Source organism: Ruegeria sp. HKCCA4812, from assembly GCF_013034245.1.
In the GTDB taxonomy this organism is placed as follows: domain Bacteria; phylum Pseudomonadota; class Alphaproteobacteria; order Rhodobacterales; family Rhodobacteraceae; genus Ruegeria.
In genome coordinates this window covers 242,864-269,605 of sequence record NZ_WQFQ01000003.1, presented here as the reverse complement: position 1 = coordinate 269,605, position 26,742 = coordinate 242,864, and the positions used below count along the sequence as shown (strand labels likewise).

Below are 26,742 nucleotides of genomic sequence, written 5' to 3'. Positions count from 1 at the left end.
ACATCGGTTACTTCAACTCCCCGTGATTTTTTGTTCAGTGTCGCGCGGTTCCGCCCGTCTAGTCAAACCCGTTCTTGGGCCGAAATGTCGCGAAATCGTGAATCTACGGGCTTCGTCGCTACACAAAGTCTTGAGATTTTGCCATCAAGGACGGCATCGGGCGCATTTATGCTCTCGAATGGTATCAAGGAGATATTTTCCGGTGTCCGAGAATCAAAGCCGTCTGGATCTGTTCATCGATCGCATGGTGTCACAGCGCGCTTGTCTGGATTACGCAATCCGGCAAACTGCGGGCATGACAGGTCCGGTGTTCGAATTGGGTTTGGGCAACGGGCGTACGTATCACCATCTTGTGCAGCACATGGATGGCCGCCCGGTCTATGTGTTCGAACGCGCGGTGGCTTCGCACCCCGACTCGACCCCGCCCGAAGATCGCGTGATTCTGGGCGACGTCCGGGATACCCTGCCTGCATCGGTTGAACGGTTCGGTGCGTCAGCCAGCCTGATCCACGCGGATCTTGGCGGGCACAATCGCGAAAAGAATGACAAATTCGCGCGGTTTGTATCTCCGCTCATCGAGCCTTTGCTTGCTCCGGGCGGGCTGATGGTCTCAAGTGATCGGATGTATTTCGAAGGGCTGACCGAGATGCCGTTGCCCGAAGGCGCCGTCGAAGGGCGCTGTTTCATATATCGCCGCTGACCGAAAAGGAGTAACGGCATGATTTTTTACGATTGCTCCACTGCTCCAAACCCCCGTCGTGCGCGGATGTTCATTGCCGAAAAAGGATTGGATATCGAAACGCGTGAGGTCTCGATTGCGAAAGGTGAACAGTTGAGCGAAGCCTTTCGCGCCGTGAACCCTCGGGCCACGATCCCGGTTCTGGTAACGGATGACGGAACCGTTCTGACAGAAAATCTGGGCGTTGCAGCTTTTCTGGAGGCACAGTTTCCCGAACCGCCTTTGATGGGCCGAACCCCCGAGGAAAAAGGTTTGGTTCTGATGTGGAACGCGATCGTCGAACATCAGGGCGGGGCACCGATTGCCGAGGCTTTGCGCAATGGACATCCCGCCTTCAAGGATCGCGCCATTCCGGGCCCTTCCAATCATGCGCAGATTCCCGAACTTGCAAAGCGCGGGCGCGAGCGTGTGGCATCCTTCTTTGAAATGCTGGAATCACGTCTGACGAAAAGCCCTTTTGTGGCCGGTGACGTGTTTTCCCTGGCGGATATCTCGGCTTTCGTTTTTGTCGATTTCGCCCGCGTCATCAAGATGCGTATCCCGGAAGACAACGCGGCCACCCTGGCGTGGTTTCGAGCCATCCAATCTCGTCCAAGCGCAAGTCTGTAAACCTACCGAACCGTGCCGTGTTGCGTTGTGATCGGCACTGTACAGAAATGTCTAGACAGATGTGAACAGTACCACTAGCGTCTCCTCAGATTCTGTTCAGGGGAGGTCGGGATGAAATCCCAATATCGCGTCGTGGTCATTGGAGGAGGCGTTGTCGGGGCCTCGGTTCTGTATCACCTGGCCAAGTTTGGCTGGTCGGATGTCGTCATGTTGGAGCGGCGGCGGCTGGCGTCTGGGTCGTCCTGGCACGCAGCGGGAGGCATTCATGCTTTGAATGCCGATCCGAACATGGCGTCTTTGCAGGCCTATACGATTGATCTGCTCAGCGAGATCGAGAAGGAATCAGGCCAGAAAATCGGCCTGCACATGACCGGTGGTCTGACGCTGGCGGGAACCCCCGAGCGGTGGGAGTGGTTGCAGGCCAATTACCGCATCTTCCAGTCCATCGGCATTGATGACTGTGAACTGCTGAGCCCTCAAGAGGCGCAGAAACGCTGCCCGATCATGTCCACCGACGGCATTCTGGGCGCGATGTGGGCCGACCGCGAAGGCTATATCGACACCACAGGCACCGTGCAGGCCTATGCCACAGCCGCGAAAAAGCGCGGGGCGGAATACTATGAAGAAACCAAGGTCGAGGAACTGATCCAGACGGCGGATGGCTGGCAGGTGGTGACCGACAGGGGCACGATCACTTGCGAACATGTGGTCAACGCCGCCGGCCTGTGGGCCAAGCAGGTGGGGCGCATGGCAGGGGTCGAACTACCGGTTTCTCCGCTGAAACACCATTACCTGATCACCGACACGGTGCCCGAGGTCGCAGCGGCTGATTTCGAGATGCCGATGACCGTGGATCTTGAGGGCTTCACCTATATGCGGCAGGACCAGAAGGGCGTTCTGGTGGGCATCTACGAGGTCGATCACGAACACTGGGCCATGGACGGCGCGCCGTGGAATTATGGCGAAGAGCTGTTCCAGGAGCAGCTGGACCGTATCGAAAACGAACTGACGCTGGGGTTCGAACGCTATCCGGCGATCCAGAACGTGGGCATCAAGACATGGGTGAACGGCGCGTTCACCTTCTCGCCCGACGGCAACCCTCTGGTCGGTCCGGTGCCGGGCAAGCGGGGCTATTGGACCGCCTGCGCGGTGATGGCCGGGTTCTTGCAAGGCGGCGGCGTCGGCAAGACGTTGGCCGAATGGATGATCCATGGCGAGCCCGAGGCAGATGCCTGGCCGATGGATGTGGCGCGCTATGGCGACTATGCCCAGAACAAACGCTATATCCGCGAGACGACCGGGCAGTTCTATTCCCGCCGCTTCGTGATGACCTATCCGAACGAGCAACTGCCCGCCGGACGGCCGCTGAAAATGGCACCGGCGCATGATGCGATGACCGAGGCAGGGTGCAAATGGGGCGTCAGCTGGGATCTTGAAGTGCCGCTTTACTTCGCGCCGAAAGGGTTCGAGGAAACGCCGACGCTCAAGCGTTCGAACGCGCATGACATCGTGGCCGAGGAATGCAAAGTGATCCGCGAAGGTGCGGGCTTGCTGGATATTTCGGGCTTTTCTCGGTTCGAGGTTTCCGGTCCGAACGCAGAAGCCTGGCTGGATATGGTAATGGCCTCCAAGCTCCCCGGCCCGTGTCGTGCGAAACTGGCCCCGATGTTGGGTGAGGATGGGCGGCTGAAGGGCGATTTGACGGTGCTGAACTGGGGCGACGGGACCTGGTGGATCATGGGCAGCTATTACCTGCGAGCCTGGCATATGCGCTGGTTCGACGATCACATGATGGATGGCGTCAATATCTGTGATTTGGGCGAGGAATATTGCGGCTTTGCCGTGGTCGGGCCGAAGTCACAGGCGGTTGTGGAAAAACTGGCGGAACAGGATATCTCGGGCTTGAAGTTCATGGGGTGCGGCGATTTCGATATCGGCCTCGTGCGCGCCCGCGTCGCCCGCATGTCGGTGACCGGAGAAAAAGGGTACGAGATCAACTGCCGCTATGGCGACCATATCAAGCTGCGCCGCATCCTGCTGGAAGCGGGGGCCGAGCAAGGCATCCGCGAATGCGGCTTCAACGCGATGCTGTCAACACGGCTTGAAAAAAGCTTTGGCATCTGGTCGGCGGAATTCACGCAAGCCTATACACCGGGCATGACCGGAATGGATCGCTGGATCGACTGGGACAAGGACTTTGTTGGAAAGGTGGGCGCGCTTGCCGAACGTGACGGCAACGGCCCCGCGCAAATTCAGGCGACATTGGAAATCGATGCTCTGGACGCAGATGCCAGCGGATACGAACCGGTCTGGGCCAATGGCGAACGCGTTGGGTTCGTAACCTCGGGCGGCTACGGGCACTACACCGGCAAGTCACTGGCGATGGCCCTGATCGATCGGGACAAGGCGGAACCGGGCACGGAACTGTCCGTTCACGTGGTGGGGGTTGAACGTCCGGCGCGTGTGATCGCGCCGTCACCTTATGACCCCGAAGGCAAAGCGATGCGAGGCTGATCATGACTGCTGCAGAGCGCGGGCGCCGACGGCGGGGGCGGGGGGCTGAAGCCGCCCCGCAGCCCGGTCGCGATGTGAACTATCGCCAGCTCAGGAACCCTTTCCCACAGATGGAAGTGTTCCCGGCCGATCAGATCGCGGATATGCATGACACCGCCTTGCGGACACTGGAAGAGTTGGGGGTAAAGACCCTGCTGCCCGAGGCGCGGAAACTGTTCAAACAGGGCGGCGCGCGGGTGGATGAAGACACTGAGATGGTGTTTATCGGGCGCGAGATGGTTGAAGCCGCAGTCGCGTCAGCGCCCAAATCCATCGCCTGTCGCGCCGGCTCGCGGCGTCGTGATTTTACTCTCGAACTGGACTCGCTGGTGTTTCAACCCGGAGCCGGCGCGCCGAACGCAACCGACCTTGAACGTGGTCGGCGCCCGGCGACGGGTCAGGATTATCTGGAGTTTCTGAAGCTCACCCATCATTTCGACGTGTTCCAGATGATCTCGCCGCAGGTCGAGCCGCAGGATGTGCCCACCCATCTGCGTCATTACTTCACGACTCGGGCCCAGATGGAACTGACGGACAAGTTTCCGTTTTTCTTTTCGCGTGGAACCCCGCAGGTGATGGACTGTTTTGAGATGCTGACCACGGCACGCGGTCTTTCGGATGATGCGTTCCGGGGCCATGCGCATTGCTATACGATCATCAACACTAACAGCCCGCGCACATTGGATATCCCGATGGCGCAAGGTCTGATCGACTTTGCCCGCCACGGTCAGATGTCGATCATCACACCCTTTACCCTGATGGGCGCGATGGCACCGATCACCGTGGCCGGGGCGATCACCTTGTCCCATGCCGAGGCCCTTGCCGCGCTGACTTTGACCCAACTTGCCAATCCTGGTGCTCCAGTCTGTTATGGCACGTTCACCAGTAACGTGGACATGAAGTCCGGCGCGCCCGCCTTTGGGACACCGTCGCACTTTCAGGCATCACTGGCTGCGGGCCAACTGGCGCGGCATCTTGGTTTGCCCTGGCGGTCGGCTGCCGGATCGGCGTCAAACACCAACGACGTGCAGGCCGCAAACGAGAACCAGTTTGGCCTTTGGGGATGCCTTATGGCCGGCGCAACGGTGATCATCCACTCCGCAGGCTGGTTGGAAGGCGGGTTGACGGTTTCCTTCGAAAAGCTGGTCTGCGATGCAGAAGTGCTGAACATGGTCGCCGAACTGTGCGCGGGCGCGCAGGCAGGGCAGTCCGAGATCGGGTTTGAAACTGCATTGAGTGAGGTTGAACCCAGTGGCCACTTCTTTGCATCAAGCCAGACGATGGAGCGCTATAATACTGAGTTCTATCAACCGCATGTCCATGACTACGCCAATTTCGGCACCTGGGCCGAACGCGGGTCGGTGGACGCGAACCATCGAGCAACGGATGTTTGGAAAGGCATTCTGAACGACTTTCAGACGCCCGCTGTCGACAATGATCGGATAGGTGATTTACATGAGTTCATTGCCCGTCGTACCGCCGAGGGCGGTGCCCCACCGGAGAGTTGAATGAGCCCGAAACCGATCCTTCATCGCGATGACCCCGAGGCCGAACCATTGATCGGCAACATCAAGGTCACGCGCGACGACTGGCTGAACGTGGCGATGGATGTGCTGATTTCGGACGGGGTGGACCAGATCAAGGTCCTGAACCTGGCCGAACGGATGGCAGTATCGCGGTCGTCGTTCTATTGGTACTTCAAATCCCGGCAAGAGTTGCTGGATGCATTGCTGGCGCGCTGGCAGGCCACCAACACCGCCGCCTTGGTCGCACAGGCCGAAGCACCGGCCGAGACGATAACGGCGGCCGTCTGCAACGTTCATCGGTGCGTGGTGAACACCGATTTGTTCGATACGGCGCTGGATTTTGCGGTACGTGACTGGGCGCGAAAATCAGGCAAGGTGCGGCGTATGCTGGACCAGTCGGACGCCCGCAGGCTGGAAGCGCTGCACGCCATGTTTGCCCGCTACGGCTATTCCGAGATCGAAGCCGAAACCCGGGCGCGCGTGCTGTATTACATGCAGATCGGTTATGATCTGGCGCAATTGAACGAACCTATCGAGATGCGGCTGTCGATGGTGCCGCATTACCTCTACGCCTTCACAGGCGTCGAGCCGAAACCCGAGGAAGTTGAAGAATTCAGCGCGTATTCCCTGCGCTTTTGGAAAGGAAACCAGACATGAGCCAACCAGACGCAATCATCATCGGAACCGGCGTGATCGGCGCGGCTATTGCGTTCGAGATGTCCAAGGCGGGGTGGAAAACACTGTCGTTGGACCGGAATTCTCAGGTCGGGCACGGTTCTACCGCGGGGTCGTGCGCAATTATCCGGATGCATTATTCCACATTCGATGGAACCGCGTTTGCCTGGGAAGGCTACCACTACTGGCGCGACTGGGCCGAGTATCTTGGCTTGCCGGAAGACGCCAACCTTGCGCAGTTCCGCGAAACCGGCTGTCTGGTCATGAAAACCGAGGCGAACGGGATGCTGGAAAAGCACATGCGCAATTCGTCCGAGCTGGATTGCCCGTTCGAGGAATGGTCAGGTGAAAAAGTGCTGGAACGCTTGCCGGTCTATTCGCTGGACAGCTTTGCTCCCGCACGACGAATGGACGACCCTGAATTCGGCCAACCCAACGGGCGCAGAATGACGGGCGGTGTGTACTGGCCTCAGGCGGGTTATGTCACCGACCCGGCCCTGTCGGCCCAGAACCTGATGGATGCCGCGAAACTGCATGGGGCAGAGGTGCGTACCGGCGCTGAAGTCACGGAAATCCTGACCGAGGGCGGGCGCGTTTCCGGCGTCAAGCTGGCCTCGGGCGAGGAAATCCACGCCAAGGTTGTGGTCAATGTGGCAGGACCTGGTTCGTCCATCATCAACAAGATGGCCGGCGTTCTGGACGATATGACCATCAAAACCCGGCCCTTGCGGCAAGAGGTCGTGCACGTTCCAGCCCCTGAAGGGTTCGATTTTGAACACGACGGAACCATCGTTTCGGACAGTGACATTGCCTGCTATTGCCGCCCGGAACACGGCAATCACATCCTTGTCGGATCTGAGGATCCGGAATGTGATCCGCATCAGTGGTGCGAGGACGATGTGAACTACAATCGTGAATTCACCGATCAATGGACCACGCAGGCCATGCGGTATGCGCAGCGTGTGCCCAGCCTTGGCATTCCATCAAAAACGCGGGGTGTGGTTGACCTGTATGATGCGTCTACCGACTGGATTCCGATCTATGACAAGTCCAGCCTGCCGGGGTTCTACATGGCCTGTGGTTCAAGCGGAAACCAGTACAAGAATGCGCCGATTGCGGGCAAGATGATGGCGTCACTGATCGATTACTGTGAAGGTGGCGCCGATCACGACGCGAAACCGTTGCAGTTCGAATTGCCATATATCAAGCGGACAATCGACGTGGGCTTCTACTCGCGCAAACGCCCGATCAATGAGGAAAGCAGTTTCTCGGTTCTGGGCTAGCCGCGTTTCGCAAACGGTCTATGTCGTGTGTGGCTGTCAACAAGCCCGGCCCTGACATGACCGACCGAAAGACAACCGTATTGATCCTTGGCAGCGCCCCATCGGCGCTGGAGGCGCGGGCATGGTCGCGCGCGCCTTTCACGCATATCGTCGCCATCAACAACGCGTGGCGCGTCCGAGAAGACTGGGATTACCTGATCCACCCCGAAGACTTCCCGGCAGAGCGCCGCCCTGGAAAAGTTTTTGGCACTCAACACATAGTCACTGCCGACGAATACGTCCCAAGACAGAATGACTATGGCGGGTTCGTCTATGCCGGCGGAACGATGGCTTTCACGGCAGGCTATTGGGCTTTGTCAGCCCTGAAGCCGGATGTTCTGGCTTTTTCCGGTTGCGACATGATGTATTCAGGATCGGGACGAACACATTTTTACGGAAATGGCACTGCGGACCCTTTGCGAGAGGACGTGACACTGCGTTCGCTTGAAGCGAAGGCCGCTCGACTGGGTCTTTTTGCAGCCGCTCAGGGGTGCAGAACCGTACGGTTGTCCAGCGCGCCAAGCCGGCTGGTGTTTCCATCCGTCAACATATCTGACCTGACGGCCGCGCCGCTTCCCGATATTGTAGCCATGCACAGTGTGCAGCGAATGGAAGATGATCTTGGATATTATGTAGCCTCTGGTCGGTATTGGGAAGTTGAACACCGGTTCGACCCTGCTGCGATTGACGCATTGGATCGGATGTGGCTAAGGGCCTATCGGCTTGCCGTATCGGAGAACGCGGCCTGACACCGTCAAGCGGCGGCGAAGGTAACCCAGGCCCAAACCATCGCAACATAAGTTAAGTTGTGCATCAACTGATCCAAACCTGCAGCGCGCCAAAAAGCGGGTTGCGTTGGCTCAAGTCGCTTTTTGTCTGAATAGCTGGCCTTGATGAAATCGATATTGAAATGGATGAACCATTCCAGCGCCCCGACAATCAGAATAAAAGACAACGGCGCGCCGAACACCAAAAAAACGACGACAGAACCCACAACATGCACAGCGGCATGTTGCGCGCGTCCCAAGTGAAGATACTCACCCCGACCGGAAAGCATCTTCGGTGTCTGGAGGTAGTAGTCAGCGAACATATGCTTGATCAACAAAAGACAAAGCATAAGAAACACTGCGCCAATACTGGCAGTCAAAAGAACCCTCCCGATATCGTTCTGACGCCAACATTAGGCAATAAAACGGGCACGCGTAAATGAACTAGTTCACATTCGGTCAAGAAATTTTCCAAAAGGGAAAAATTTGCTTATCCTGTCTGGATGATATTTGATTCATGCTGTTGAAATTGCATGCATTGCGTTTAATCCACGTCGAAGGTCAGCAGCAGGGGCAGGTTCCATAGAACGCACAATTTTCCGCTTTATCTGGAAATACTCCAAGCGCGAACAGCTGATCCTGCTGGCCGTGACGGCGACGCTGTTTCCTTTGCTGTACCTCACACTTGAGTTGCCAAAACGAATAATCAATGACGCGATCGGGTCGTCCACCTCTGAGGTGACGATCTGGGGCTATTCCATGTCGCAGACCAACTTTCTGGTTGTTCTGTGCTTTGCCTTTCTGGCGGCCGTGCTGTGCCACGGCCTGATGAAAATGCGCATCAATACCATGAAGGGCGTGCTGAGTGAACGGATGCTGCGGCGCTTTCGCTATCAGTTGATCAGCCGGGCGCTGCGCTTTCCTCAACCCTATTTCGAGCGTGTCAGCCAAGGTGAAATGGTGTCAATGATCACCGCCGAAAGCGAGCCGATGGGCGGCCTGATGGGCGATGCGATCAGCCAGCCGGTTCTTCAGGCCGGCCAAATGATCACCATACTTTCCTTCCTGTTCCTGCAAAGTGTCTGGTTCGGGCTGGCCGCGGTGGCGCTGATACCCTTGCAGGCCTGGTTGATCCCCAAGCTGCAACGCCAGATCAACCTGCTGAACAAAAAACGCATTCAGGAGGTTCGGGTTCTGGCGGCGCAGATCGGCGAGAACGCAGCGGGCGCGTCCACCCTGCGGACCAATGGCGGCTGGCGTTTTCGCCGGTCGATGATCTCAGAGCAATTGGGACGCCTGTTCGGCATCCGTTTCGAGATCTATCAAAAGAAGTTTTTCATGAAATTCCTGAACAACTTCATCTCGCAGCTTACACCGTTCATGTTCTATCTGGTTGGTGGTCTGTTGGTGCTTCAGGGCTCGGTTTCGCTGGGGGCGCTGGTTGCCGCATTGGCTGCGTACAAGGATCTCAGCTCACCTTGGAAGGAACTGCTGACCTATTACAACCAGACCCAGGACATGTCGCTGCGCTGGGATGTGGTCATTGACCGTTTTGCCCCGGCCGGAATGCATGATGAAACCTTGTTTGAAGGTGAGCCTTCCGAGTGGCCCCACCTGAACGGCGACATCGTGCTGGATCACGTTTCGGTGCGCGACATGGATGGCAATCAGGTGCTTGATGATCTGGACCTCAGTTTTCCTGCCGGAAAGACAATTGGGATCGCCGCCCCCAGCGAGGAAGATCGACGCGCCATCGGCGAATTGCTGACACGGGAAATACGTCCAAGTGCTGGCCAGGTTCGGATCGGGGATCTGAAACTGGCCGAGGTGCATCAGGCGGTTGTCGCCGCGCGTATCGGGTATGTCACATCACGCCCTGTCATGTTTCAGGGTACGCTGGGCGACAACGTGATGATGCCGATGCGGTTCAAACCGCTGACTGACCCGCCGGACGATCCGGATTTTCTTGAAACTCTGAGGGCGGGCAACAGTGCCGATCCGTTCAGGGCGGAATGGCTGGACCCAACTCTGGCCGGCTTTCAGGACGCCGCAGAACTGCGTGCCTGGTGGTTGCAGTTGATTGATGGAATGGGGTTTGGCGCAGCGCTGTTCCAACGGGGCGCCGAACAAAGTTTCGATGCGGCCGAGCATTGTGAACTGGCAAAGAAACTGATCGAGCTGCGCCCGGTCGTGCAGCAGGCCGTTCGGGAGGCCGGGCTGGAACAACAGGCGCTTGTCTTCGACCGGAACACCTATAACGCGGCTCTGCCTGTGGCTGAAAATCTGCTTTTCGCAACGCCACGTGTTCCTGTGACACAAGCTTTGCTTGCGCAGCAAAAGGTCTTTCTCGGACAGTTGCGTGAACTGGGGCTGGACGAGACATTGATCGCGTTGACCCGCGATGTGATCGACATGCTGCGCCAGATCTTCGGGATCGATGGAACCGACCACCCGTTGTTCCAAAAGCTTGGTCTTGATGCAAAAACCTATGAAATTGCAGTGGATCTGGTGGACCAGACCCGCAAAGAAGGTTCGGACGGGCTGGATGACGAACAGCTTGCCAACATGTTGGCGGTGCCATTTGTGATCTCTGCCGAACAGATCGGACCTGCGTTCACGGATGAACTGAAGGATCGCATCCTTGAACTCCGGCACAGCCATTCCGAGAAACTGATGGAGCGTTTGCAAGACGTCTTCGTTCCATTGGATCCGAACGTCTTTGCGCCCGGATTGACGGTCATGGAAAATGCGCTGTTCGGAAAAGTCAGCCAGATTGGCGGTTCCCGTTCGGACGAAGCCCGCAAGGTGATTGTCGATGTGTTGGCTGAAAACGGCGCGCACCCATTGGTCACAGAGCTGATCTATGATGTGCAGGTTGCTTTGGGCGGTCAGAATCTTCCGGCGGTATTTGCCGAACCCTTGGCCTTTACCCGTGCGACGATCAAGAAACCTGACATCCTGATTCTGGAAAATGCGCTGGCCAGCTACGACATGAAAACGCAGGTTGCTGTCTATAAACGGCTTCGTGAACTGCTGCCGGACACCACTGTTGTCTATCTGAATGATCAGTTCGAAAACCCCGGTGCATTCGACATGTATGTGGAAATCCGGCAAGGTCGTGTGGTCTCGGACGGAGGGCCTGTGGAGGTGGAGGAAGACAGTGCAGCATCGGCGGATTTGACGCGGAAACTGCGCGCTCTGGAACAAACCCCGTTGTTTTCGGGTCTGGATCGGCGGCAGCTGCGCCTGCTGGCCTTTGGTGCGCGCTGGTTTGATGCCGAGCCAGGGCAGGTGGTGTTCTTGAAAGATGACCAACCCACCGACGGTGCCTATGTGGTGCTGGAGGGCGAAGCAGGTCTGTACCTGCCGCAAGAACAGGGGCCTGACCAATTGATCACCAAAGTCGGGCCTGGTGCTTTGGTCGGAGAGTTGGGCCTGATCAGAAAAGAACCGCGTGCGCTGAGCATGGTGGCGGAAACCAAGCTTTCCTGCTTGCGGATCGGTGAAGAAGAATTCCTTGCCGTTGTGGAAAACGACGCGGCGACCGCATTCAAGCTGTTGCAGGTGATCGCCGGCTATGTGTCCAATTAGCGATCAGCAGTCCGTGTTGCAGAACAAATCATAAAGCAGACGGATCACTTTTTCCGTGGCGCCGTCGCGCAATGAATAATAGATCGTTTTGCCTTCCCGACGCGTCGAGACCAACTCTTCCTCGCGCAGGCGCGCCAGCATCTGGCTGACTGCGGCCTGCCGCAGCTGAAGCAGCTCTTCAAGTTGGCCAACGGATTTTTCACCACCACCAAGATGGCACAAGATCATCAGACGCCCCTCGTGCGCCAGTGTTTTAAGAAATGCAGCCGCGCGTGCAGCATTGTCTTTCATGTCCGGCAGAGCGTCTGTTGGGTGTTCCTGAGGTTCGGTTTCGTTAAGTGCCACTTTCAGACCGTCATATCGCGTTTGTGCTGCCAATATGCATCAAGGCCATTGATATTGTCACCCCTCGGTTGCCGGGGCGCCCCCTTGAAAAGCGTTGCCTTCAACGTAATCGCATGGGTCTTCCTGCATTTGCAGATGCAAACCGTCTCCGTCATATGGGTGCGCGCGGGCCAGGTCTTCATCGACATCGATCCCAAGGCCCGGAGCATCCGGGGCGGCGACAAAGCCATTCTCGACCCGGATCGAGCCCTTGATCAGTTGATCGTGGAAAGGTGTTTCGATGGTTTCCAGAAGCAGCAGGTTGGGAATGGACGCCGCCAGATGAATATTGGCGGCCCATTCCACCGGGCCGGCATACAGGTGCGGCGCCATCTGCGCGTTGAAGACCTCGGCCATGGCGGCGACTTTCTTCATCTCCCATATTCCGCCTGCGCGTCCCAGGGCCGGTTGCAGGATTTCGGCGGCTCCGGCGCGCAGGACGGCTCCGAATTCGGCCTTTGTGGTCATCCGTTCTCCGGTGGCAACCGGAATGCGTACATTGCGCGCGACGCGGGCCATGTCTTCGATATTGTCCGGCGGCGTAGGTTCCTCGAACCACAGGGGTTGGAATGGTTCCAACGCCTGCCCCAGCCGAATTGCACCGGCTGTGTTGAACTGGCCATGGGTGCCGAACAGCAGATCGGCCCTGTCCCCCACGGCCTCGCGGATCGCCTTGCAGAAGGCGACGGATATGGAAATGTCGCGCATCGCGGGCATGTGCCCGCCGCGGATGGTATAGGGGCCTGCGGGGTCGAATTTCACGGCGGTGTAGCCACGGCTTACCATTTCCGCCGCCGTTTCACCGGCCTGTTCGGCAGAGGTCCAGAAATCGTTCAGGTTGTGCTGGGGCAGGGGGTAAAGGTAAGTATAGGCCCGGATCCGGTCATTCATCCTGCCGCCCAGCAGCGCATGCACCGGCCTGTCGCGATCTTTGCCCAGAATGTCCCAACAGGCGATTTCCAACCCCGAGAATGCGCCCATCACCGTCAGGTCCGGGCGCTGCGTAAAGCCGCTGGAATAGGCGCGGCGGAACATGAGTTCAATGTTTTCGGGGTTTTCTCCCAACATATGCCGGTCGAACACGTCCTGAATGACATGACGCATCGCTTCGGGGCCTACGGACGAGGCATAACATTCACCCCATCCCGTGATGCCGGTATCGGTCGTCACTTTGACAAGTATCCAGTATCGCCCTCCCCAGCCAGGTGCGGGCGGGGCGGTGACGATGACGTCGAGATCCTGAAGTTTCATCCCAAATCCTTTCGGTGGGTCAGGTCCTGTCGAACAGGATCACATTTCGCTTGGCCGATCCGGTTTTGGTGTCGGCGATGGCCTCGTTGATCTGATCCAGAGACCAGCGGCCCGAGATCAGCTCGTCCAGTTTCAGCCGCCCCTGCTTATACAGGTCCACCATCCATGGTATGTCGCGCTGAATGACCACGTCGCCCATTTTCGACCCGACGATACCCTGGCCCAGGGCTGCCAATACAACAGGTTCATAGCTGGCCATGTCACCGGAATGTGGCATCCCGATCATGATCGCCTTGCCGCCGCGCCCAAGATAACGCGGAGCCTGATCATAAGCGGGAACCGCGCCGACAGTGATCAGAACGGCATCGGCACCGCGCCCCCCCAGCGCCCTGTATGCGGCTTTCCAAGGTTGATCCAAGCTGGCAAGGACGCCGTGGGTTGCGCCGAACTCTTTGGCGATCTCAAGCTTTTCTTCGGTCATGTCCACGGCCACGATCCGCCGGGCGCCTGCAATCCGCGCGCCTTGAATTGCGTTCAGGCCGACACCGCCTGCCCCAATGACCACCACGTCCTGGCCGGGGCGCACGCCTGCCGCATTCACCGCAGCGCCGACCCCGGTGATCACACCGCAGGACAGCAAGCTGGCCAGTTCCTTGGGCAGGTCATCCGGGATTTTGACGATCTGGCGGTGGCTTACCACGACCTTTTCGGCAAAGGCCCCGCATGCCATCGCTTGTTCAAGCGGGCCGCCATCGCCTGTTTTCAATGGACCTTTGACAGTGTCGTAGGGTGTTTCGCAAATTGTCGGTTGCCCGCCTGCGCAGGCAGGGCAAGACCCGCAGGCGCGGATCAGGGTCACCACCACAGGGTCGCCGACCTTGAAATCCCCGGCCGCCTCTCCGACTGCTGTGATCACGCCTGCGGCTTCGTGCCCATAAACGGCTGGCAGGAACCCTCCCCATGCGCCTTCGGCATAGGAAATGTCCGAATGGCAGATGGCCACGGCATCCAGTGTCACCTCGACCTCGCCCGTGCCAGGGGGGGCCAGATGAACGTCTTCGATCACCAGTGGCTCGCCAAATGCCCGGCAGACTGCGGCTTTGATTTTTTGCATGCTGTCCCTCACTCCCGTTGGGTTCACGGTGGCGCGGGAAAAGGCGGCTCGCAAGGCAGAAACCGCCATTTGCGTGTCGTTGTTACGCTACGACAGGCCGGGACCGTCTGAACAGAAGGAACCCTGCCAGCATCAACAAGAGTGCCAGCAGAAAAGGGGCGCCGGGCAGGTAGAGCGGGGTGTCAGGTCGAATGAACTGCGCGAATACGCTGGTCATCACCAACGGTGAGATCACCATCGAAAGCGCATGCAACGCAGTCAGGACACCTTGCAATTCACCTTGCTGAGAGTCTGGTGTGGCCCGTGACATCATCGCCTGAAGGGCGGGCGTGATGACCGCCCCAATGGCGGTAATCGGAATGAGAAGCAGTGCGATCAGGCCGTTGGTCAGAAAGGCCAGAATGGCGAAGCTTATGATTTCAAAGATCATGCCATAGATGATTGTTGCCCGCTCGCCCAAAAGCCGGATGGCCGGGCGGATCAGACCGCCTTGCACGACGGCCATGCCGATACCATAGATTCCAAGCGACAGGCCGATCATCTGCGCGGACCAACCGAAGCGCTCGGTCGTGAAATAGGACCAGATGGCCGGATAGACGTAAATTGAAACCGAATACAGGAAATAGACCCACAGCATCGGCTGGATGCCGGGCAATGATGCTATGGCGCGAAGCGAGTTCACCGGGTTCGCGCGTCGCAGGTTGAAGGCACGCCTGTTTTCATCGGTCACCGTTTCGGGCATCACGAAATATCCGATGCAGAAGGTCAACGCCGCCAAACCCGCAGCAGCCCAGAACGGTGCGCGGGTTCCAAATTCGCTTAGCAATCCGCCGATCACCGGACCCAGAACGAACCCCACGCCAAATGCCGCGCCCAGAAGGCCGAAATTTGCGGCCTTGTCTTTTGGGGCGGACACATCGGCCATGAAAGCCGCCGCTGTCGAATGGGTGGCCGCCGTGATGCCGCCGACGATACGTCCGACCAGCAAAAGCCAGATGCTGCCCGCCATGGCCATGACGACATAGTCCAGCGCCATGACGAACAAGGACACCAGCAATACCGTTCTGCGCCCGTAAGCATCGGAAAGGTTTCCCAGAATGGGGCCGAAGATGAATTGCATCGCGGCAAAGGCTGTGCTCAGCACACCGCCCCAGATCGCGGCATTGGCCAGGGTGCCGCCCTGAACCTCGACAATCAGTTGCGGCATGATCGGCATCACAAGACCAATGCCCATAGCATCGATCATGACGATGCCGAGGATGAAGAAAAACGGCAGACGCATGGGACCTGAACAAATGAGTTGTGAGCGGCACCCTAGTCATGCACGACGAATGAGGAAAGAGACAGTTCCGCCGGACACCCCATGTCGTTGCGGCAGGTTGCTAGAGTTTGCCCGCCAGTTCGGACAGAAGCTCAGCCAATTCCTGCGGATGTGAAAAAAACGGCGAATGCGAGCTGTCGATTGTACGTCGAAGGTTTTCGGGGACGCAGGCGCTCATGTCTGCCTGGTACTCGGTCGGTATCGTGTGGTCGTCGGTTGTTCGGATATAGGCCTTGGGAACTTTGGCAAAGCGTGGGCCGATAGGCAGCGGTGTTTCTTGTGGCAGGATGGCTTGCGGACACAGGCGCGCGTATGCGTATGGCAGGACGTCGTCCGGGCAATCGTGATAAAACAGCTGTGGGATCGCATCCACGGACACGGTATAGGAAAGCCCGTCCGCAGATTTTTCCACTGCGTGCGCAATGGTTTGCCGCGGCCCGCGCCTACGCATTTCCGCCATCGAAAGACCATCCCGGGGGACATAGGCACACAGGTAAATCAAAGCGCGCATCGCATCCGGGCGCGCCTCGGCCGCTGCGCTGATCGGAAAGCCAGCCCAGGAATGGCCGACGACGATCGTATCGGGTGTACAGGCGTTCAAAATGGCATCGCGGCAAATGTCCAGCGTGACGTCGGCCACCGGCGTGGGGTCTGCACCATGGCTGGGCATGTCGATGGCGCGGGCGGTATGGCCCAGGGCTTCCAAAGCGGGGATCAGGTCGCGCCAGCACCAGGCGCCGTGACACGAGCCATGGACCAACAGGAAGGACGCCATTGTCATTCTCCTTCAGACATGTCCGATTTCGGTCAGAAATCCGGTCAGGATCTCTGCGTATTCCGCGGGATTCTCAACGCAAGGCAAATGTCCTGCGCGGCGGATCAGCCGAAATCGGGATCCGGGAACAAGATCAATCGTTTCCCGCACTAGATCGGGCGGGGTCGATCCGTCTTCGCTGCCCGCAATCCCAAGCGTGGGCAGGCGCAGGCCGCTTGTGGGGGTATAAAAGTCGGTACCGGCAATGGCAGCACAGCAGCCCAGATACCCTTCGACTGGTTGGCTGACCATCATATCGCGCCAGGGCAGGTGATTTTGGGCGCGGCGGAATTCGCGCGAGAACCAACGCTCCATCGTGGCATCGGCCAGAGTCTCGATCCCGCCCTTTCGCACCGCCTGAATACGCTCTTGCCAGATCGAAGGCGTGGCGATCTTGGCAGCGGTGTTCGACAGCACCAGCGCACGAATCTGGTCCATGCGTTTGACCGCCAGCCCCTGCGCGATCATCCCGCCAATCGAGAGGCCGACAAAGACGCAATCGCGAACCTGAAGGTGATCCAGCAGCGCCTCGGCATCCCGCACCAAAGCGCCCATCGAATAGGGTGCAGGGAGCACCGAGGATTGCCCGTGCCCACGTTTGTCATACCGGATGACGCGCAGCCCGTCGGGCATGTATGGCAGCACCGCGTCCCAAAGATGCAGGTCGGTTCCCAGGGAATTGGCAAACACAATGGGTGCACCGTCCGTGGGGCCGTCGATGCGATAGTTCAGTTTCACGTCGCCCAGATCAGCGATCATCATGACAAAGGTCCTTGTCGTCATGCGGTCCTGATGCAATTTGCACAGCTTTCGCACCCATGTCAGGTCAGGAATTCCAACGCCTTAGCAAATATTCCCGGATCGACATTCCCGCCCGATGTGACGACGATCACGTCGTCGCCTTCGATCTCGTCGCCCCGGAAAAGGGCCGCGGCCAGGGCTACGGCGCCGCCGGGTTCCAACACGATTTTAAGGCGCAGAAAGGCATATGCCATGGCCTGCAATGCCTCGTCTTCGGTGACAGAAAGTCCGGGGCCGCAAAGACGGTGAAGGATCGGAAAGGTGATGTCGCCGGGCTGCGGTGTCAGGATCGCATCGCATATGTTACCCGACGCCGCATTGTTGTTTTGAATGCGACCTGACGCCAAGGATCGTTTGACGTCGTCGAACCCTTCCGGCTCACAGGGGCGCGCCCGCAAATTCGGCGCGTGTTTCTCCAGCGCCAGCGCAATGCCCGAGATCAAACCTCCGCCGCCGCAACAGATCAGAACATCCGCCTGCGAAACCCCAATTTCCGCGGCCTGCCTGGCGATTTCCAGCCCGGTTGTGCCTTGCCCCGCGATGACCTGCGGTTCGTCATAGGGGCGGATCAGGGTCAGACCACGTTCGGCAGCGATGGCTTCGCCTATTTCCTCCCGTCTTTCATTCGCACGATCGTACAAAACGACTTCGCCGCCCAGCGCGCGGGTGTTGTCGATCTTGAGTTGCGGCGCGTCCGACGGCATGACAATGACCGAGGCAATCCCGTGCTTCGCGGCGGCCATCGCAACTCCTTGCGCATGGTTGCCCGATGAATATGCGATCACTCCACGCTGGCGTATGCCCTCATCCAGCGCCGAAATGGCCGACCACGCGCCGCGAAACTTGAAACTGCCGGTATGTTGCAGGCATTCCGGTTTGACCCAAATCCGGCGGCCCGCAAGCGTGTCGAGAAAGGGCGACGACAGGATCGGCGTTTCGCGAACGTGTCCTTTCAGCCGTTCTGCGGCGGCTTCGATCATCTCAAATGTGCTCATGCGGCGTTCTTCAATACCTTCTGTATCAGGTCCAGTGATTGGGGTTCGTTCAGGAAAGGAACATGCCCACGATCCGGTACCTCGACCGAGATCAGGCCCGGGTGTCGGTGCCGCATCTCGGCCAGAGTGGCCACGCCCAGAACATCGGAATTCGCGCCCCGGATCACACCGGTGGGAATGTCGCGCAAGGCTTCGAAGAACACCCATAGATCAGGGGCTGCCCCGCTTGCAGCTTGTTCAAGAAGCGCCTTGCGCAAGGCTGGATCATATCGCAACTTCAGCCCATCCTTGCGCATTTCATACTGAAATTCTGCCTGTTTGCGCCAGGTTTCCAGTGGAACACCGGGAAATTGCGGCTCCATTACGTGTTTCAATTCGGCGGCGGCTTCATCATAGGTTTTGGCCGTGGGCTGCGCCCCCACGTAGGCCATTATCTTGGCGATACCTGACGGCTCGATAACCGGCCCCACGTCATTCAGAATTACGGCGGCCAGACGTTCGGAGTGGCTTGCGGCCAGCGCCATGGCGATCAGCCCGCCGCGCGATGTTCCCAGAATGACTGCTTTGGCGATCCCCAGATGATCGAGCAGCTCAATCGCGTCATGGGATTCGCGGAAGATATTGTAGTTCATGAAATCGGGGTCGTATTCCGAACGCCCGCGCCCCCTGTAATCCATGGCGATCATGCGCAGGCCCGAGGCATGTGGCGCAAAAAACGAAAAGTCGCGGCTGTTTCGGGTCAGACCGGCCAGACACAAAAGCGGCGTGCCGGTGCCAGCCTCTTCGAAATAGATGCGCCTGCCGTCCGTTGTCATGAATTCTGACATCAGAGACCTGCCAGCTTGGGAATCGAGGTCAGATCGGACAGCACATGCGCAGGTGTCCAGGGAAGGCGATCCATGGGTTCACCAATCCGATTGACCCATGCGGTCACAAAACCGTACCCGCTGGCCCCGGCAGCGTCCCAGCCGTTCGAACTGACGAACAAGACCTCATCGCGTGCGCAGCCAAACCTGTCTTGCACCAGATCATAGACACGGGCGTGGGGTTTGAAGATGCCGACGCTTTCGACCGACAGAACATTATCCAATACATCGCCGATTCCGGCGGACTTTACGGCTCCGTCCAGCATGGGGGGCGACCCGTTGGACAGGATCGCCGTGTGCAGCCCACCATCCTTGAGGGCTTTCAGCATGGCCGGAACTTCGGGATAGGCCTGCAATTCCCAATAGAGATCAAGCAGACGTTGGCGCAGTTCCGGGTTGCCTTGCAGGCCTGTGGCCTCCAGAGCCCAATCCAGCCCGTCCTGGGTGACGTCCCAGAAATCCGCATGCGCATCCGCCACGGCGCGCAGCCATGTGTATTGCAGTTGTTTCAGACGCCAATGCCCCGCAACGGTGGTCCATTTGTCTTTCAGGGCTTCGAAACCCGGCTCGTCTGCCGCCTGTCGGGCAGCCGCGGCAACATCGAACAATGTTCCGTAGGCGTCGAACACACAGGTCGTGATCGCCATATGATCCTCCTTTGATTGCGCGCAGGTTGGCACATCGGCGCAGGGGGTGAAAGAGCCGAGGGTTTACAACATTGTGTCAACCTATAGGGTTGGCCGCTTAACCCCTTGGAACGGCCGGAGGCCACGATGACCGAAATCAAACAAGGCGACACGGTTCGCATCCACTACACCGGGACGTTGCTGGACGGCAAAGTCTTTGACAGCTCGGACGGGCGTGATCCGCTGGAATTCGTGGTCGGGTCGGGCCAGATCATCCCGGGTCTGGACCGTGCCATGCCGGGCCTGTCCACCGGGGACAAGACGCGGGTCGAGATTGCCTGCACCGACGCCTACGGCCCGATCAACCCGGCGATGCGTCAGGAAATTCCCCGTGAAGGCATTCCAGACGACATCCCCCTGGATCCAGGGACACAGTTGCAGATGCAAACGCCAGAAGGTCAGGCCGTGCCTGTAACGGTTGTGGATTCAAACGACGCCACCGTTACCCTGGATGCAAATCATCCGCTGGCAGGGCAGGATCTGGTTTTCGAGATCGAAGTCGTTTCAGTCAACTGAGACATGGTTCGGGCCGGATGTCCGGCCCGGATCTCACCCTATCAGAGCGTGAAACGCGGCCCGCACCTGTGGCTGCGTAAAGAAGACAAATACCAGCAGCAGCGAAGTCAACGTAAGCAATAGCACCCTAGCCCGTTGGCTGAGAAAGCCGGGTTTTCGCCTGCTTTGCGTGACGCGTGCATTATTTGCAATGATCTGGTCAAGTTTGCTCATATCGATTACCTGCCGCTAAATGATGGTAAAATCTGGGCAACGGCAGGGAAAGATATGGTCACATGGATTCGGGTTGAGGCATGCCCAGAACGTGGAAACCACCGTCAACGCGGATGATCTCACCCGTCGTGCAGGCACCGGCATCTGACGTCAGGTACACAGCCGTTCCGCCGACAGCTTCAAGTGTGGCGTTAGAGCGCATCGGTGCATTCTGATCGCAGAATTTGTAGGTCTTGCGTGCGCCGCCGATGGCTGCACCGGCAAGGGTTCTCATCGGCCCCGGGGAAATCGCATTCACGCGGATGCCATCGGGGCCAAGATCGTTGGCCAGATAGCGCGTTGCTGATTCCAGCGCAGCCTTTGCGACACCCATCACGTTGTAGTTGGGCACAACCCGGTTGGAACCCTGATAAGTCAGGGTCAACAGGGAACCGCCATTGTCTTTCATCATCGGATAGGCGCGACGCGCGACCTCGATGAAGGAATAGGCCGAAACATCCATCGAATGCTTGAAATTCGCCCGTGTGGTATTCAGGAACCGACCTGTCAACTCGGACTTATCCGAATAGGCGATAGCATGGACCAGGAAATCTATGGTGGGCCAACGTTCGGCCAGCTCGCCAAAAGCGCGATCCAGCGACTCGTCGTCGGTGACATCCGCATCGACCATGAAATCGCTGCCCAGGCTCTGAGCCAGCGGCTCCAGCCGTTTTCCGAATGCCTCGCCCTGATAGGTGAATGCCAGTTCGGCGCCAGCCTCGTGCATGGCCTTGGCAATGCCCCACGCAATCGAGCGGTCATTGGCCACGCCCATGATCAGGCCGCGTTTACCTTTGAGAAGATCCGACATTACTTTCACCCGTTATACTTTGAAAGAACCATGGACCCGTTCGTGCCACCAAAGCCGAAGCTGTTGGTCATGACACTGTCCAGTCCTGCGTTTTCAACCACTTGAGTTGCAATTTCACCGGGCTGAATGCCTTCGGCAAGCGTGTCGACATTGATCGATGGTGTAATGAAATCATTTTCCAGCATCAGCAGGCAGAAAATCGTCTCAAGCGCGCCCGCCGCGCCCTGAGCGTGTCCTGTCATCGACTTTGTCGAGGAGATGGGGGGTACGTTGCCTTCGCCAAAGATTCGGCGCACCGCCTCTACCTCACCCACATCGCCGACGGGGGTCGAGGTGCCGTGAGCATTGATATAGCCGACCTTGCGCCCCTCGGGCAGGGTACTCAGAGCAAGTCTCATCGCGCGCTCGCCGCCCTCACCTGAAGGAGCAACCATGTCGTGGCCGTCTGAAGTTGCGGCATAACCCGTAACTTCAGCATAAATCTTGGCGCCGCGGGCCAGGGCGTGGTCCAGCTCTTCCAGAACAACGATTCCACCACCGCCCGAAATCACGAAACCATCGCGGTTTTCGTCGAACGCGCGCGAGGCTTTATCGGGTGTGTCATTATATTTCGACGACATCGCGCCCATTGCATCGAACAGGCAGGAAAGCGTCCAGTCCAGTTCTTCACCGCCGCCGGCGAACATGACGTCCTGCTTGCCAAGCATGATCTGTTCTGCCGCGTTGCCGATGCAATGCAGCGAGGTCGAGCAGGCCGACGTGATCGAATAGTTGATGCCCTTAATCTTGAACGCCGTCGCCAGATTGGCCGAGATCGTCGAGCACATGCATTTCGGCACGGCAAACGGCCCGATGCGCTTGGTCGCGCCCGTCTTCAGAACGGTCTGATGCGCCGTCAGCATCGCGCTGGTCGATGGTCCGCCAGAGCCCGCAACCAACCCGGTGCGTGGATTAACGATCTGGTCTTCGGTTAGCCCGGAATCGGCAATCGCCTGGCTCATGGCGATATGTGCATAGGCCGCCCCTGGACCCATGAAGCGCAATGTGCGCTTGTCCACATGCTGGGCCACGTCGATCTTGAGCGTTCCCGCGATCTGGCTGCGAAAACCATGTTCCGCCATCTGTTCGCTGGCCACGATCCCGGATTTACCTGCTTTGAGCGAGGTCAGAACCTCTTCGGCATTGTTCCCGATCGAGGACACAACCCCCAGACCGGTGACGACTACTCGACGCATGTGCGCACTCCTTGTTTCAGACCGTTCAGGCTCAGGCCTCGGACAGAACGACCTTCATGTCCTTGACATCATAAATCATCTCGCCATCGGCTTCGACAATGCCATCCGCCACACCCATTGTCAGGCGGCGCGTTTGAATCGCTTTTTTGAAATCGATTTTATACGTCAGCATCTTGCGGTCCGGGCGCACCATGCCGGTCAGCTTTACTTCGCCGACGCCAACGGCCATGCCGCGCCCCTGCCATCCACGCCAGCCAAGGTTGAAACCGGTCAGTTGCCAAAGCCCGTCCAGCCCCAGACAGCCCGGCATGATCGGGTTGCCCGGAAAGTGGCACTCAAAAAACCAAAGGTCGGGTGTGATGTCGAATTCGGCCAGCACATGGCCCTTGCCGTGCAGACCGCCATCGGCAGAGATGTCGGTGATCCGGTCCATCATCAGCATCGGTGGGGCGGGCAATTGTGCGTTGCCGGGGCCAAATAACTCACCGCGAGCGCATTTCAGCAGATCATCTTTGTCAAAACTGCTAGGGAACTGGGCCATTCTGCCACCTTTCCTGCCGGGGGTCTGTCTTTACATCTGGCTTCGTCTAACACCCGTTTGCAAGGTCCTGCAAGAGCGGCGCGCCACATCATGTTGTGTTGGTTCTTATCTTGCGAATGAATTTCATTTGTAATTGCCGGTGATGCGCCCCTATATATAAAGGCAGCAATAACGGGTATCGGATCAATGACACCTCAGAGCCGCGAAATCGCAACAGGTTGGCTGGTGAATGCGGGCTTGCGACCTACGCGTCAGCGCGTGGCGCTGGCCGAACTTCTGGTGGGCGACGGCCGCCATCGCCATGTCACCGCAGAAAGCCTTTTTGACTCGGCAAAGGCGAACGGGGATGCGGTGTCTCTGGCAACGGTCTACAACACTCTGCGCGCTTTTTGCGATGCGGGTGTGCTGCAAGAAATCACAGTGGACGGATCGAAAAGCTATTTCGACACGAACACGCATGATCATCCCCATTTTTACTGGGAAGACGACGCAAGGCTAAGTGATGCGCCGTCGGATCAGCTGGTCATTCAGCGCCTTCCCGAGGCGCCGGAAGGTGTCGAAATCGCATCTGTCGATGTCGTCATTCGCTTGCGCAAGAAGTAACAGACCTTAAACGCCTGTCAGCCCGGCCACCAAAACACGTTCGGCCTTTTCTATGACCGTGTCAGAGGGCCCTGTGCCGTGCCGTGCCAGAACGACGGATTCTGCTGTGTCCGGATTGGCAATCGGTACGCTGACCAGATGCTTGTTGTCATAGCTGACGCTGCTGGGTGGGCTGGTATAGCTGATCCCGATTCCCTCACCATGGGCGGCAAGGCTGCGTTGAATCTCAAGGGATGCGGCCCGGTGCGCGACGGTAGGGCGCAGCCCGTTTTGCCGGAACAGGCCGAGAATGTGTTGGGCTGACAATCCTTCCGAAGACAGAATCAACGGATAACCTTCCAGCGCTGCAAGGGTGGCTTCCGTGGTTGTCGCCAATGGATGATCCGGGGACATCAACGCCTTCGGCCTGCTGTCGAACAGCTTTGTACGGGCGAACCCCGCATCCATGGTCAGATCGTATGTGATTGCAATGTCAATCTGGCCATCCATCAATCCATTCAGCAGCCCTTCGAAAGACCCGGCCACGTATGTAAGGTTGATATCGGTGAACGTGTCGCGGAGAAGTTGCAGGGCCGGGGCCAAAAGGAAGGGGGCCAGGTCCGTAAAGCAGCCCAATCTCAGCCTGGAGGTGCCCGGCGCAGAGGTAACGGACGTTTCGATTCGCGCAGCATTTTTCAGCAAGACCTCGGCTTGGTCTATGAACGTACGTCCCTGAGGTGTCAGTGCCATGGCTGCGCCTCGGCGGCGAACGAACAGCGGATACCCCAAATGGGCTTCAACACGCGTCAGCGCAGTGGACAAGGCCGGTTGCGAAACATTGAGATGCTGGGCTGCCGCCGACAAACTGCCGTGACGCCCGACTGCACAGATATATTCATATTGGCGCAGCGAAATATATAACATGAGCTTAATAATAACTTCGAAAGATATGATTTGAACAGAATACATTGTTCCGGGCAAAAACAAAAAAAACTTCAGGAGCTTCCGATGCCACACCCTCTTGTTTCTCAGCAGATGATCGACACTTATCAGGCCGACGGTGTCGTACTGGTCAAGGGGCTGTTTGCGGATCACGTGGATCAACTGCGCGATGGTGTGGCCGTGAATATGGCCGATCCCGGTCCCTATGCCTCGGAAAACAAGAAGGCGGGTGAAACAGGTCGTTTCTTTGATGATTACTGCAATTGGACTCGGATTCCGCAGTTCCGCGACGTGATCGAGACGTCTCCCGCAGCTGAGGTTGCCGCGGATCTGATGCAATCGAGACGCGTTCAGATGTTTCACGATCACGTGCTGGTCAAGGAACCCGGTACGTCGATGGCGACACCGTGGCATCAGGACGGCCCATATTATTTCGTCGAGGGTCAGCAGACGATCAGCTTCTGGTCTCCGCTTGATCCGGTCAGGCAGGCGACGCTGCGGTGTGTCGCCGGGTCGCACCGATGGGAGAAAGAAGTTCTGCCGACCCGATGGGTTTCCGAGGACGGCTATTTCCCGGATGAAGGTCAGTACATCCCTGTGCCGGATCCGGATGCCGAAGGTATGAAGATCGTCGAATTCGAGATGGAGCCCGGCGATGCCGTCGCTTTCAACTATCGCACGCTGCACGGTGCGCGCGGAAACCAGTCGGACAGCCGTCGCCGCGCCTTTTCACTGCGGCTGGTGGGCGACGATGCCCGGTATGTAGAGCGCCCCGGCCGAACCTCGCCCCCGTTTCCCGGTCATGACATGACGCCGGGACAGCGCCTGCGCGAGGACTGGTTTCCGATCTTGTTGCAGCGCCAGGCCGGCTCAGAACCACTGACCTGATTCGATCAGCCCGAGATCCAGCAGCTGGCGGGACTGCCATTCAAACGGCACCGAGTTGCGCCAGCGAAAGCTTCGGATGTCAAAGGTTGACCCCGCATTGGATTTCAGAGCCTTCGCGGCACGGAAGGAACAAATGGCTGCCGTCAGGTTGTGATGCCAGGGGCAGGAATAGGTATTGTATTCCGGTTCGTTGAAGGTGTGATCGGGTTTCAGCACCAGGTTTTTTTGCGCTTTGAACAATGCGATGCGGTCGATCCTGCGACGTTCGTAGGGAATGTGGTCCTCGAACCGCCATCGCAACCCACCGGAAAGATCCACCTGACGGTCCAGCGGTTGGCCGCTTGGGTCGTGGCGGGTATGGGAATAATAGCCAACACTGTCGAACATGGCCTGATCGGGGGCCACTCCATTGGGATGTGTGGTCAGATCCTCGGCGTACAGGTCAATGACATAGCTGAGCATCGCATTGCGACGCTCTTCACCATGAAAGACAAGCATCTCGCCCACGCTGCGCGTTTCGCAGTAGGGAAAGAACAGGTATTCGGCGTTGTAGCAATAATACATCCAGATGCCGGGTGCGGCCTGAATGATCCTGTTTATGGTTTCGAACACGACCAGCCGGGGAACACTTTTCAAATTGATCCGATGCACCTTGGCGGACAGGTCCTCTGTCAGGTGAAACTCGTCCGGGGCAAAGACGATCACGGATTTGAAGCCGAGCCTTAGATGATGGTGCAGCGAGCTGGCCAGCTCAACGTCGTCCTCGGCAAAAATCAATGCTACGGGGCCTTTGGACAGTGCGGCCTGTCCCGATTTCAGGAAATGGTCGAGGGAATCGTACGTCATCGGGTGCTTTTTGGTCCGGCCTTGCTGGAAAGTCCTGCCAAATTCGGGTAATTGCGCCCGCATTGCAAGCGGCGTTCGAAGCGTATAGATGACGCCGATCCAGCGAATGCAAAGG

26 protein-coding genes are annotated in these 26,742 nt (G+C 58.2%); 11 read left to right on the top strand and 15 right to left on the bottom strand.

Translation table 11 applies throughout. From position 1 onward, the window contains the following. The first annotated feature begins 178 nt into the window (after nucleotides 1-178). From GOW04_RS11615 to GOW04_RS11585, 7 genes are all read left to right on the top strand, one after another. The gene (locus tag GOW04_RS11615) at nucleotides 179-700 is read left to right on the top strand and encodes a class I SAM-dependent methyltransferase (protein ID WP_171232650.1); all 522 of its coding nucleotides are present in this window, start codon (nucleotides 179-181) and stop codon (nucleotides 698-700) included. A gap of 18 nt (nucleotides 701-718) precedes the next feature. After that, nucleotides 719-1,348: a glutathione S-transferase family protein gene (locus GOW04_RS11610; RefSeq protein WP_171232649.1), complete on the top strand. Its 630-nt coding sequence runs from the start codon at nucleotides 719-721 to the stop codon at nucleotides 1,346-1,348. A 111-nt stretch (nucleotides 1,349-1,459) separates the two neighbouring features. Further along, entirely contained in the window at nucleotides 1,460-3,862 is a 2,403-nt protein-coding gene (locus tag GOW04_RS11605; RefSeq protein WP_171232648.1) for an FAD-dependent oxidoreductase, read from the top strand. Nucleotides 3,863-3,864: 2 nt separating this feature from the next. Then, nucleotides 3,865-5,409 (top strand): trimethylamine methyltransferase family protein, encoded by a 1,545-nt coding sequence (locus GOW04_RS11600; RefSeq protein ID WP_171232647.1) that lies wholly within the window; start codon nucleotides 3,865-3,867, stop codon nucleotides 5,407-5,409. Beyond that, nucleotides 5,410-6,084 carry a TetR/AcrR family transcriptional regulator gene (locus GOW04_RS11595; RefSeq protein WP_152457143.1) on the top strand — a complete coding sequence of 225 codons (675 nt, stop codon included), beginning with the start codon at nucleotides 5,410-5,412 and terminating at the stop codon, nucleotides 6,082-6,084. Then, nucleotides 6,081-7,385, top strand: a complete 1,305-nt coding sequence (locus tag GOW04_RS11590; protein ID WP_171232646.1) for an FAD-binding oxidoreductase — start codon at nucleotides 6,081-6,083, stop codon at nucleotides 7,383-7,385. The genes GOW04_RS11595 and GOW04_RS11590 overlap by 4 nt, the downstream gene beginning before the upstream one ends. Before the next feature lie 56 nt (nucleotides 7,386-7,441). Beyond that, a complete protein-coding gene (locus GOW04_RS11585) occupies nucleotides 7,442-8,173 on the top strand; it encodes a hypothetical protein (RefSeq protein ID WP_171232645.1) in 732 nt (243 codons plus the stop codon). Between the two features lie 5 nt (nucleotides 8,174-8,178). Here the strand turns inward: GOW04_RS11585 and GOW04_RS11580 are convergent, their stop codons facing one another. Next, nucleotides 8,179-8,541: a DUF3307 domain-containing protein gene (locus tag GOW04_RS11580; protein WP_371814399.1), complete on the bottom strand. Its 363-nt coding sequence runs from the start codon at nucleotides 8,539-8,541 to the stop codon at nucleotides 8,179-8,181. Between the two features lie 244 nt (nucleotides 8,542-8,785). Between GOW04_RS11580 and GOW04_RS11575 the strand changes: the two genes are divergently transcribed. Next, nucleotides 8,786-11,782, top strand: coding sequence for a cyclic nucleotide-binding domain-containing protein (locus tag GOW04_RS11575; RefSeq protein ID WP_171232761.1), 2,997 nt, complete (start codon nucleotides 8,786-8,788; stop codon nucleotides 11,780-11,782). 3 nt (nucleotides 11,783-11,785) lie between these two features. Here GOW04_RS11575 and GOW04_RS11570 read toward each other — a convergent pair whose 3' ends face one another. The 9 genes from GOW04_RS11570 to GOW04_RS11530 all read right to left on the bottom strand — a co-directional run bounded on the left by GOW04_RS11570 (nucleotide 11,786) and on the right by GOW04_RS11530 (nucleotide 19,975). Beyond that, the gene (locus GOW04_RS11570; RefSeq protein WP_170345119.1) at nucleotides 11,786-12,073 is read right to left on the bottom strand and encodes a helix-turn-helix transcriptional regulator; all 288 of its coding nucleotides are present in this window, start codon (nucleotides 12,071-12,073) and stop codon (nucleotides 11,786-11,788) included. A 111-nt stretch (nucleotides 12,074-12,184) separates the two neighbouring features. Continuing rightward, nucleotides 12,185-13,417: a mandelate racemase/muconate lactonizing enzyme family protein gene (locus GOW04_RS11565; RefSeq protein WP_171232643.1), complete on the bottom strand. Its 1,233-nt coding sequence runs from the start codon at nucleotides 13,415-13,417 to the stop codon at nucleotides 12,185-12,187. A gap of 19 nt (nucleotides 13,418-13,436) precedes the next feature. Continuing rightward, complete coding sequence (locus GOW04_RS11560) at nucleotides 13,437-14,531, bottom strand: Zn-dependent alcohol dehydrogenase (protein ID WP_171232642.1); 1,095 nt, start codon at nucleotides 14,529-14,531, stop codon at nucleotides 13,437-13,439. Nucleotides 14,532-14,613: 82 nt separating this feature from the next. After that, nucleotides 14,614-15,813 (bottom strand): TCR/Tet family MFS transporter, encoded by a 1,200-nt coding sequence (locus tag GOW04_RS11555; protein WP_171232641.1) that lies wholly within the window; start codon nucleotides 15,811-15,813, stop codon nucleotides 14,614-14,616. A 100-nt stretch (nucleotides 15,814-15,913) separates the two neighbouring features. Continuing rightward, complete coding sequence (locus GOW04_RS11550; RefSeq protein WP_171232640.1) at nucleotides 15,914-16,627, bottom strand: alpha/beta fold hydrolase; 714 nt, start codon at nucleotides 16,625-16,627, stop codon at nucleotides 15,914-15,916. Between the two features lie 12 nt (nucleotides 16,628-16,639). Further along, entirely contained in the window at nucleotides 16,640-17,428 is a 789-nt protein-coding gene (gene pcaD, locus GOW04_RS11545) for a 3-oxoadipate enol-lactonase (RefSeq protein ID WP_171232760.1), read from the bottom strand. Between the two features lie 59 nt (nucleotides 17,429-17,487). Beyond that, nucleotides 17,488-18,462, bottom strand: coding sequence for a threonine/serine dehydratase (locus GOW04_RS11540; protein ID WP_171232639.1), 975 nt, complete (start codon nucleotides 18,460-18,462; stop codon nucleotides 17,488-17,490). After that, the gene (locus GOW04_RS11535) at nucleotides 18,459-19,289 is read right to left on the bottom strand and encodes an alpha/beta fold hydrolase (protein WP_171232638.1); all 831 of its coding nucleotides are present in this window, start codon (nucleotides 19,287-19,289) and stop codon (nucleotides 18,459-18,461) included. The genes GOW04_RS11540 and GOW04_RS11535 overlap by 4 nt, the downstream gene beginning before the upstream one ends. Further along, nucleotides 19,289-19,975 (bottom strand): haloacid dehalogenase type II, encoded by a 687-nt coding sequence (locus GOW04_RS11530; protein ID WP_171232637.1) that lies wholly within the window; start codon nucleotides 19,973-19,975, stop codon nucleotides 19,289-19,291. Before GOW04_RS11530 ends, GOW04_RS11535 begins: the two co-directional genes overlap by 1 nt. Before the next feature lie 126 nt (nucleotides 19,976-20,101). On the opposite strand from GOW04_RS11530, the gene GOW04_RS11525 reads away from it, so the two are divergent. Next, a complete protein-coding gene (locus GOW04_RS11525; protein ID WP_171117363.1) occupies nucleotides 20,102-20,530 on the top strand; it encodes a peptidylprolyl isomerase in 429 nt (142 codons plus the stop codon). A 271-nt stretch (nucleotides 20,531-20,801) separates the two neighbouring features. Here the strand turns inward: GOW04_RS11525 and GOW04_RS11520 are convergent, their stop codons facing one another. Genes GOW04_RS11520 through fabA form a run of 3 tightly spaced genes read right to left on the bottom strand, consistent with a single transcriptional unit; the run spans nucleotide 20,802 to nucleotide 23,369 of the window. Next, a complete protein-coding gene (locus tag GOW04_RS11520) occupies nucleotides 20,802-21,593 on the bottom strand; it encodes an enoyl-ACP reductase (protein WP_171117365.1) in 792 nt (263 codons plus the stop codon). Nucleotides 21,594-21,598: 5 nt separating this feature from the next. Further along, entirely contained in the window at nucleotides 21,599-22,828 is a 1,230-nt protein-coding gene (fabB, locus tag GOW04_RS11515; RefSeq protein WP_171117367.1) for a beta-ketoacyl-ACP synthase I, read from the bottom strand. A 31-nt stretch (nucleotides 22,829-22,859) separates the two neighbouring features. Continuing rightward, nucleotides 22,860-23,369, bottom strand: coding sequence for a bifunctional 3-hydroxydecanoyl-ACP dehydratase/trans-2-decenoyl-ACP isomerase (gene fabA / locus GOW04_RS11510; RefSeq protein WP_152457158.1), 510 nt, complete (start codon nucleotides 23,367-23,369; stop codon nucleotides 22,860-22,862). A gap of 186 nt (nucleotides 23,370-23,555) precedes the next feature. On the opposite strand from fabA, the gene irrA reads away from it, so the two are divergent. Further along, nucleotides 23,556-23,972 (top strand): iron response transcriptional regulator IrrA, encoded by a 417-nt coding sequence (irrA, locus tag GOW04_RS11505; RefSeq protein WP_171232636.1) that lies wholly within the window; start codon nucleotides 23,556-23,558, stop codon nucleotides 23,970-23,972. A gap of 6 nt (nucleotides 23,973-23,978) precedes the next feature. Here irrA and GOW04_RS11500 read toward each other — a convergent pair whose 3' ends face one another. Beyond that, on the bottom strand, nucleotides 23,979-24,875 hold the full coding sequence (locus GOW04_RS11500; RefSeq protein WP_171232635.1) for a LysR substrate-binding domain-containing protein: 897 nt from the start codon (nucleotides 24,873-24,875) through the stop codon (nucleotides 23,979-23,981). Nucleotides 24,876-24,959: 84 nt separating this feature from the next. Between GOW04_RS11500 and GOW04_RS11495 the strand changes: the two genes are divergently transcribed. Beyond that, nucleotides 24,960-25,781 (top strand): phytanoyl-CoA dioxygenase family protein, encoded by an 822-nt coding sequence (locus GOW04_RS11495; protein ID WP_171232634.1) that lies wholly within the window; start codon nucleotides 24,960-24,962, stop codon nucleotides 25,779-25,781. Here the strand turns inward: GOW04_RS11495 and GOW04_RS11490 are convergent. After that, on the bottom strand, nucleotides 25,764-26,627 hold the full coding sequence (locus GOW04_RS11490) for a hypothetical protein (RefSeq protein ID WP_171232633.1): 864 nt from the start codon (nucleotides 26,625-26,627) through the stop codon (nucleotides 25,764-25,766). The genes GOW04_RS11495 and GOW04_RS11490 overlap by 18 nt on opposite strands. Between the last annotated feature and the right edge of the window lie 115 nt (nucleotides 26,628-26,742).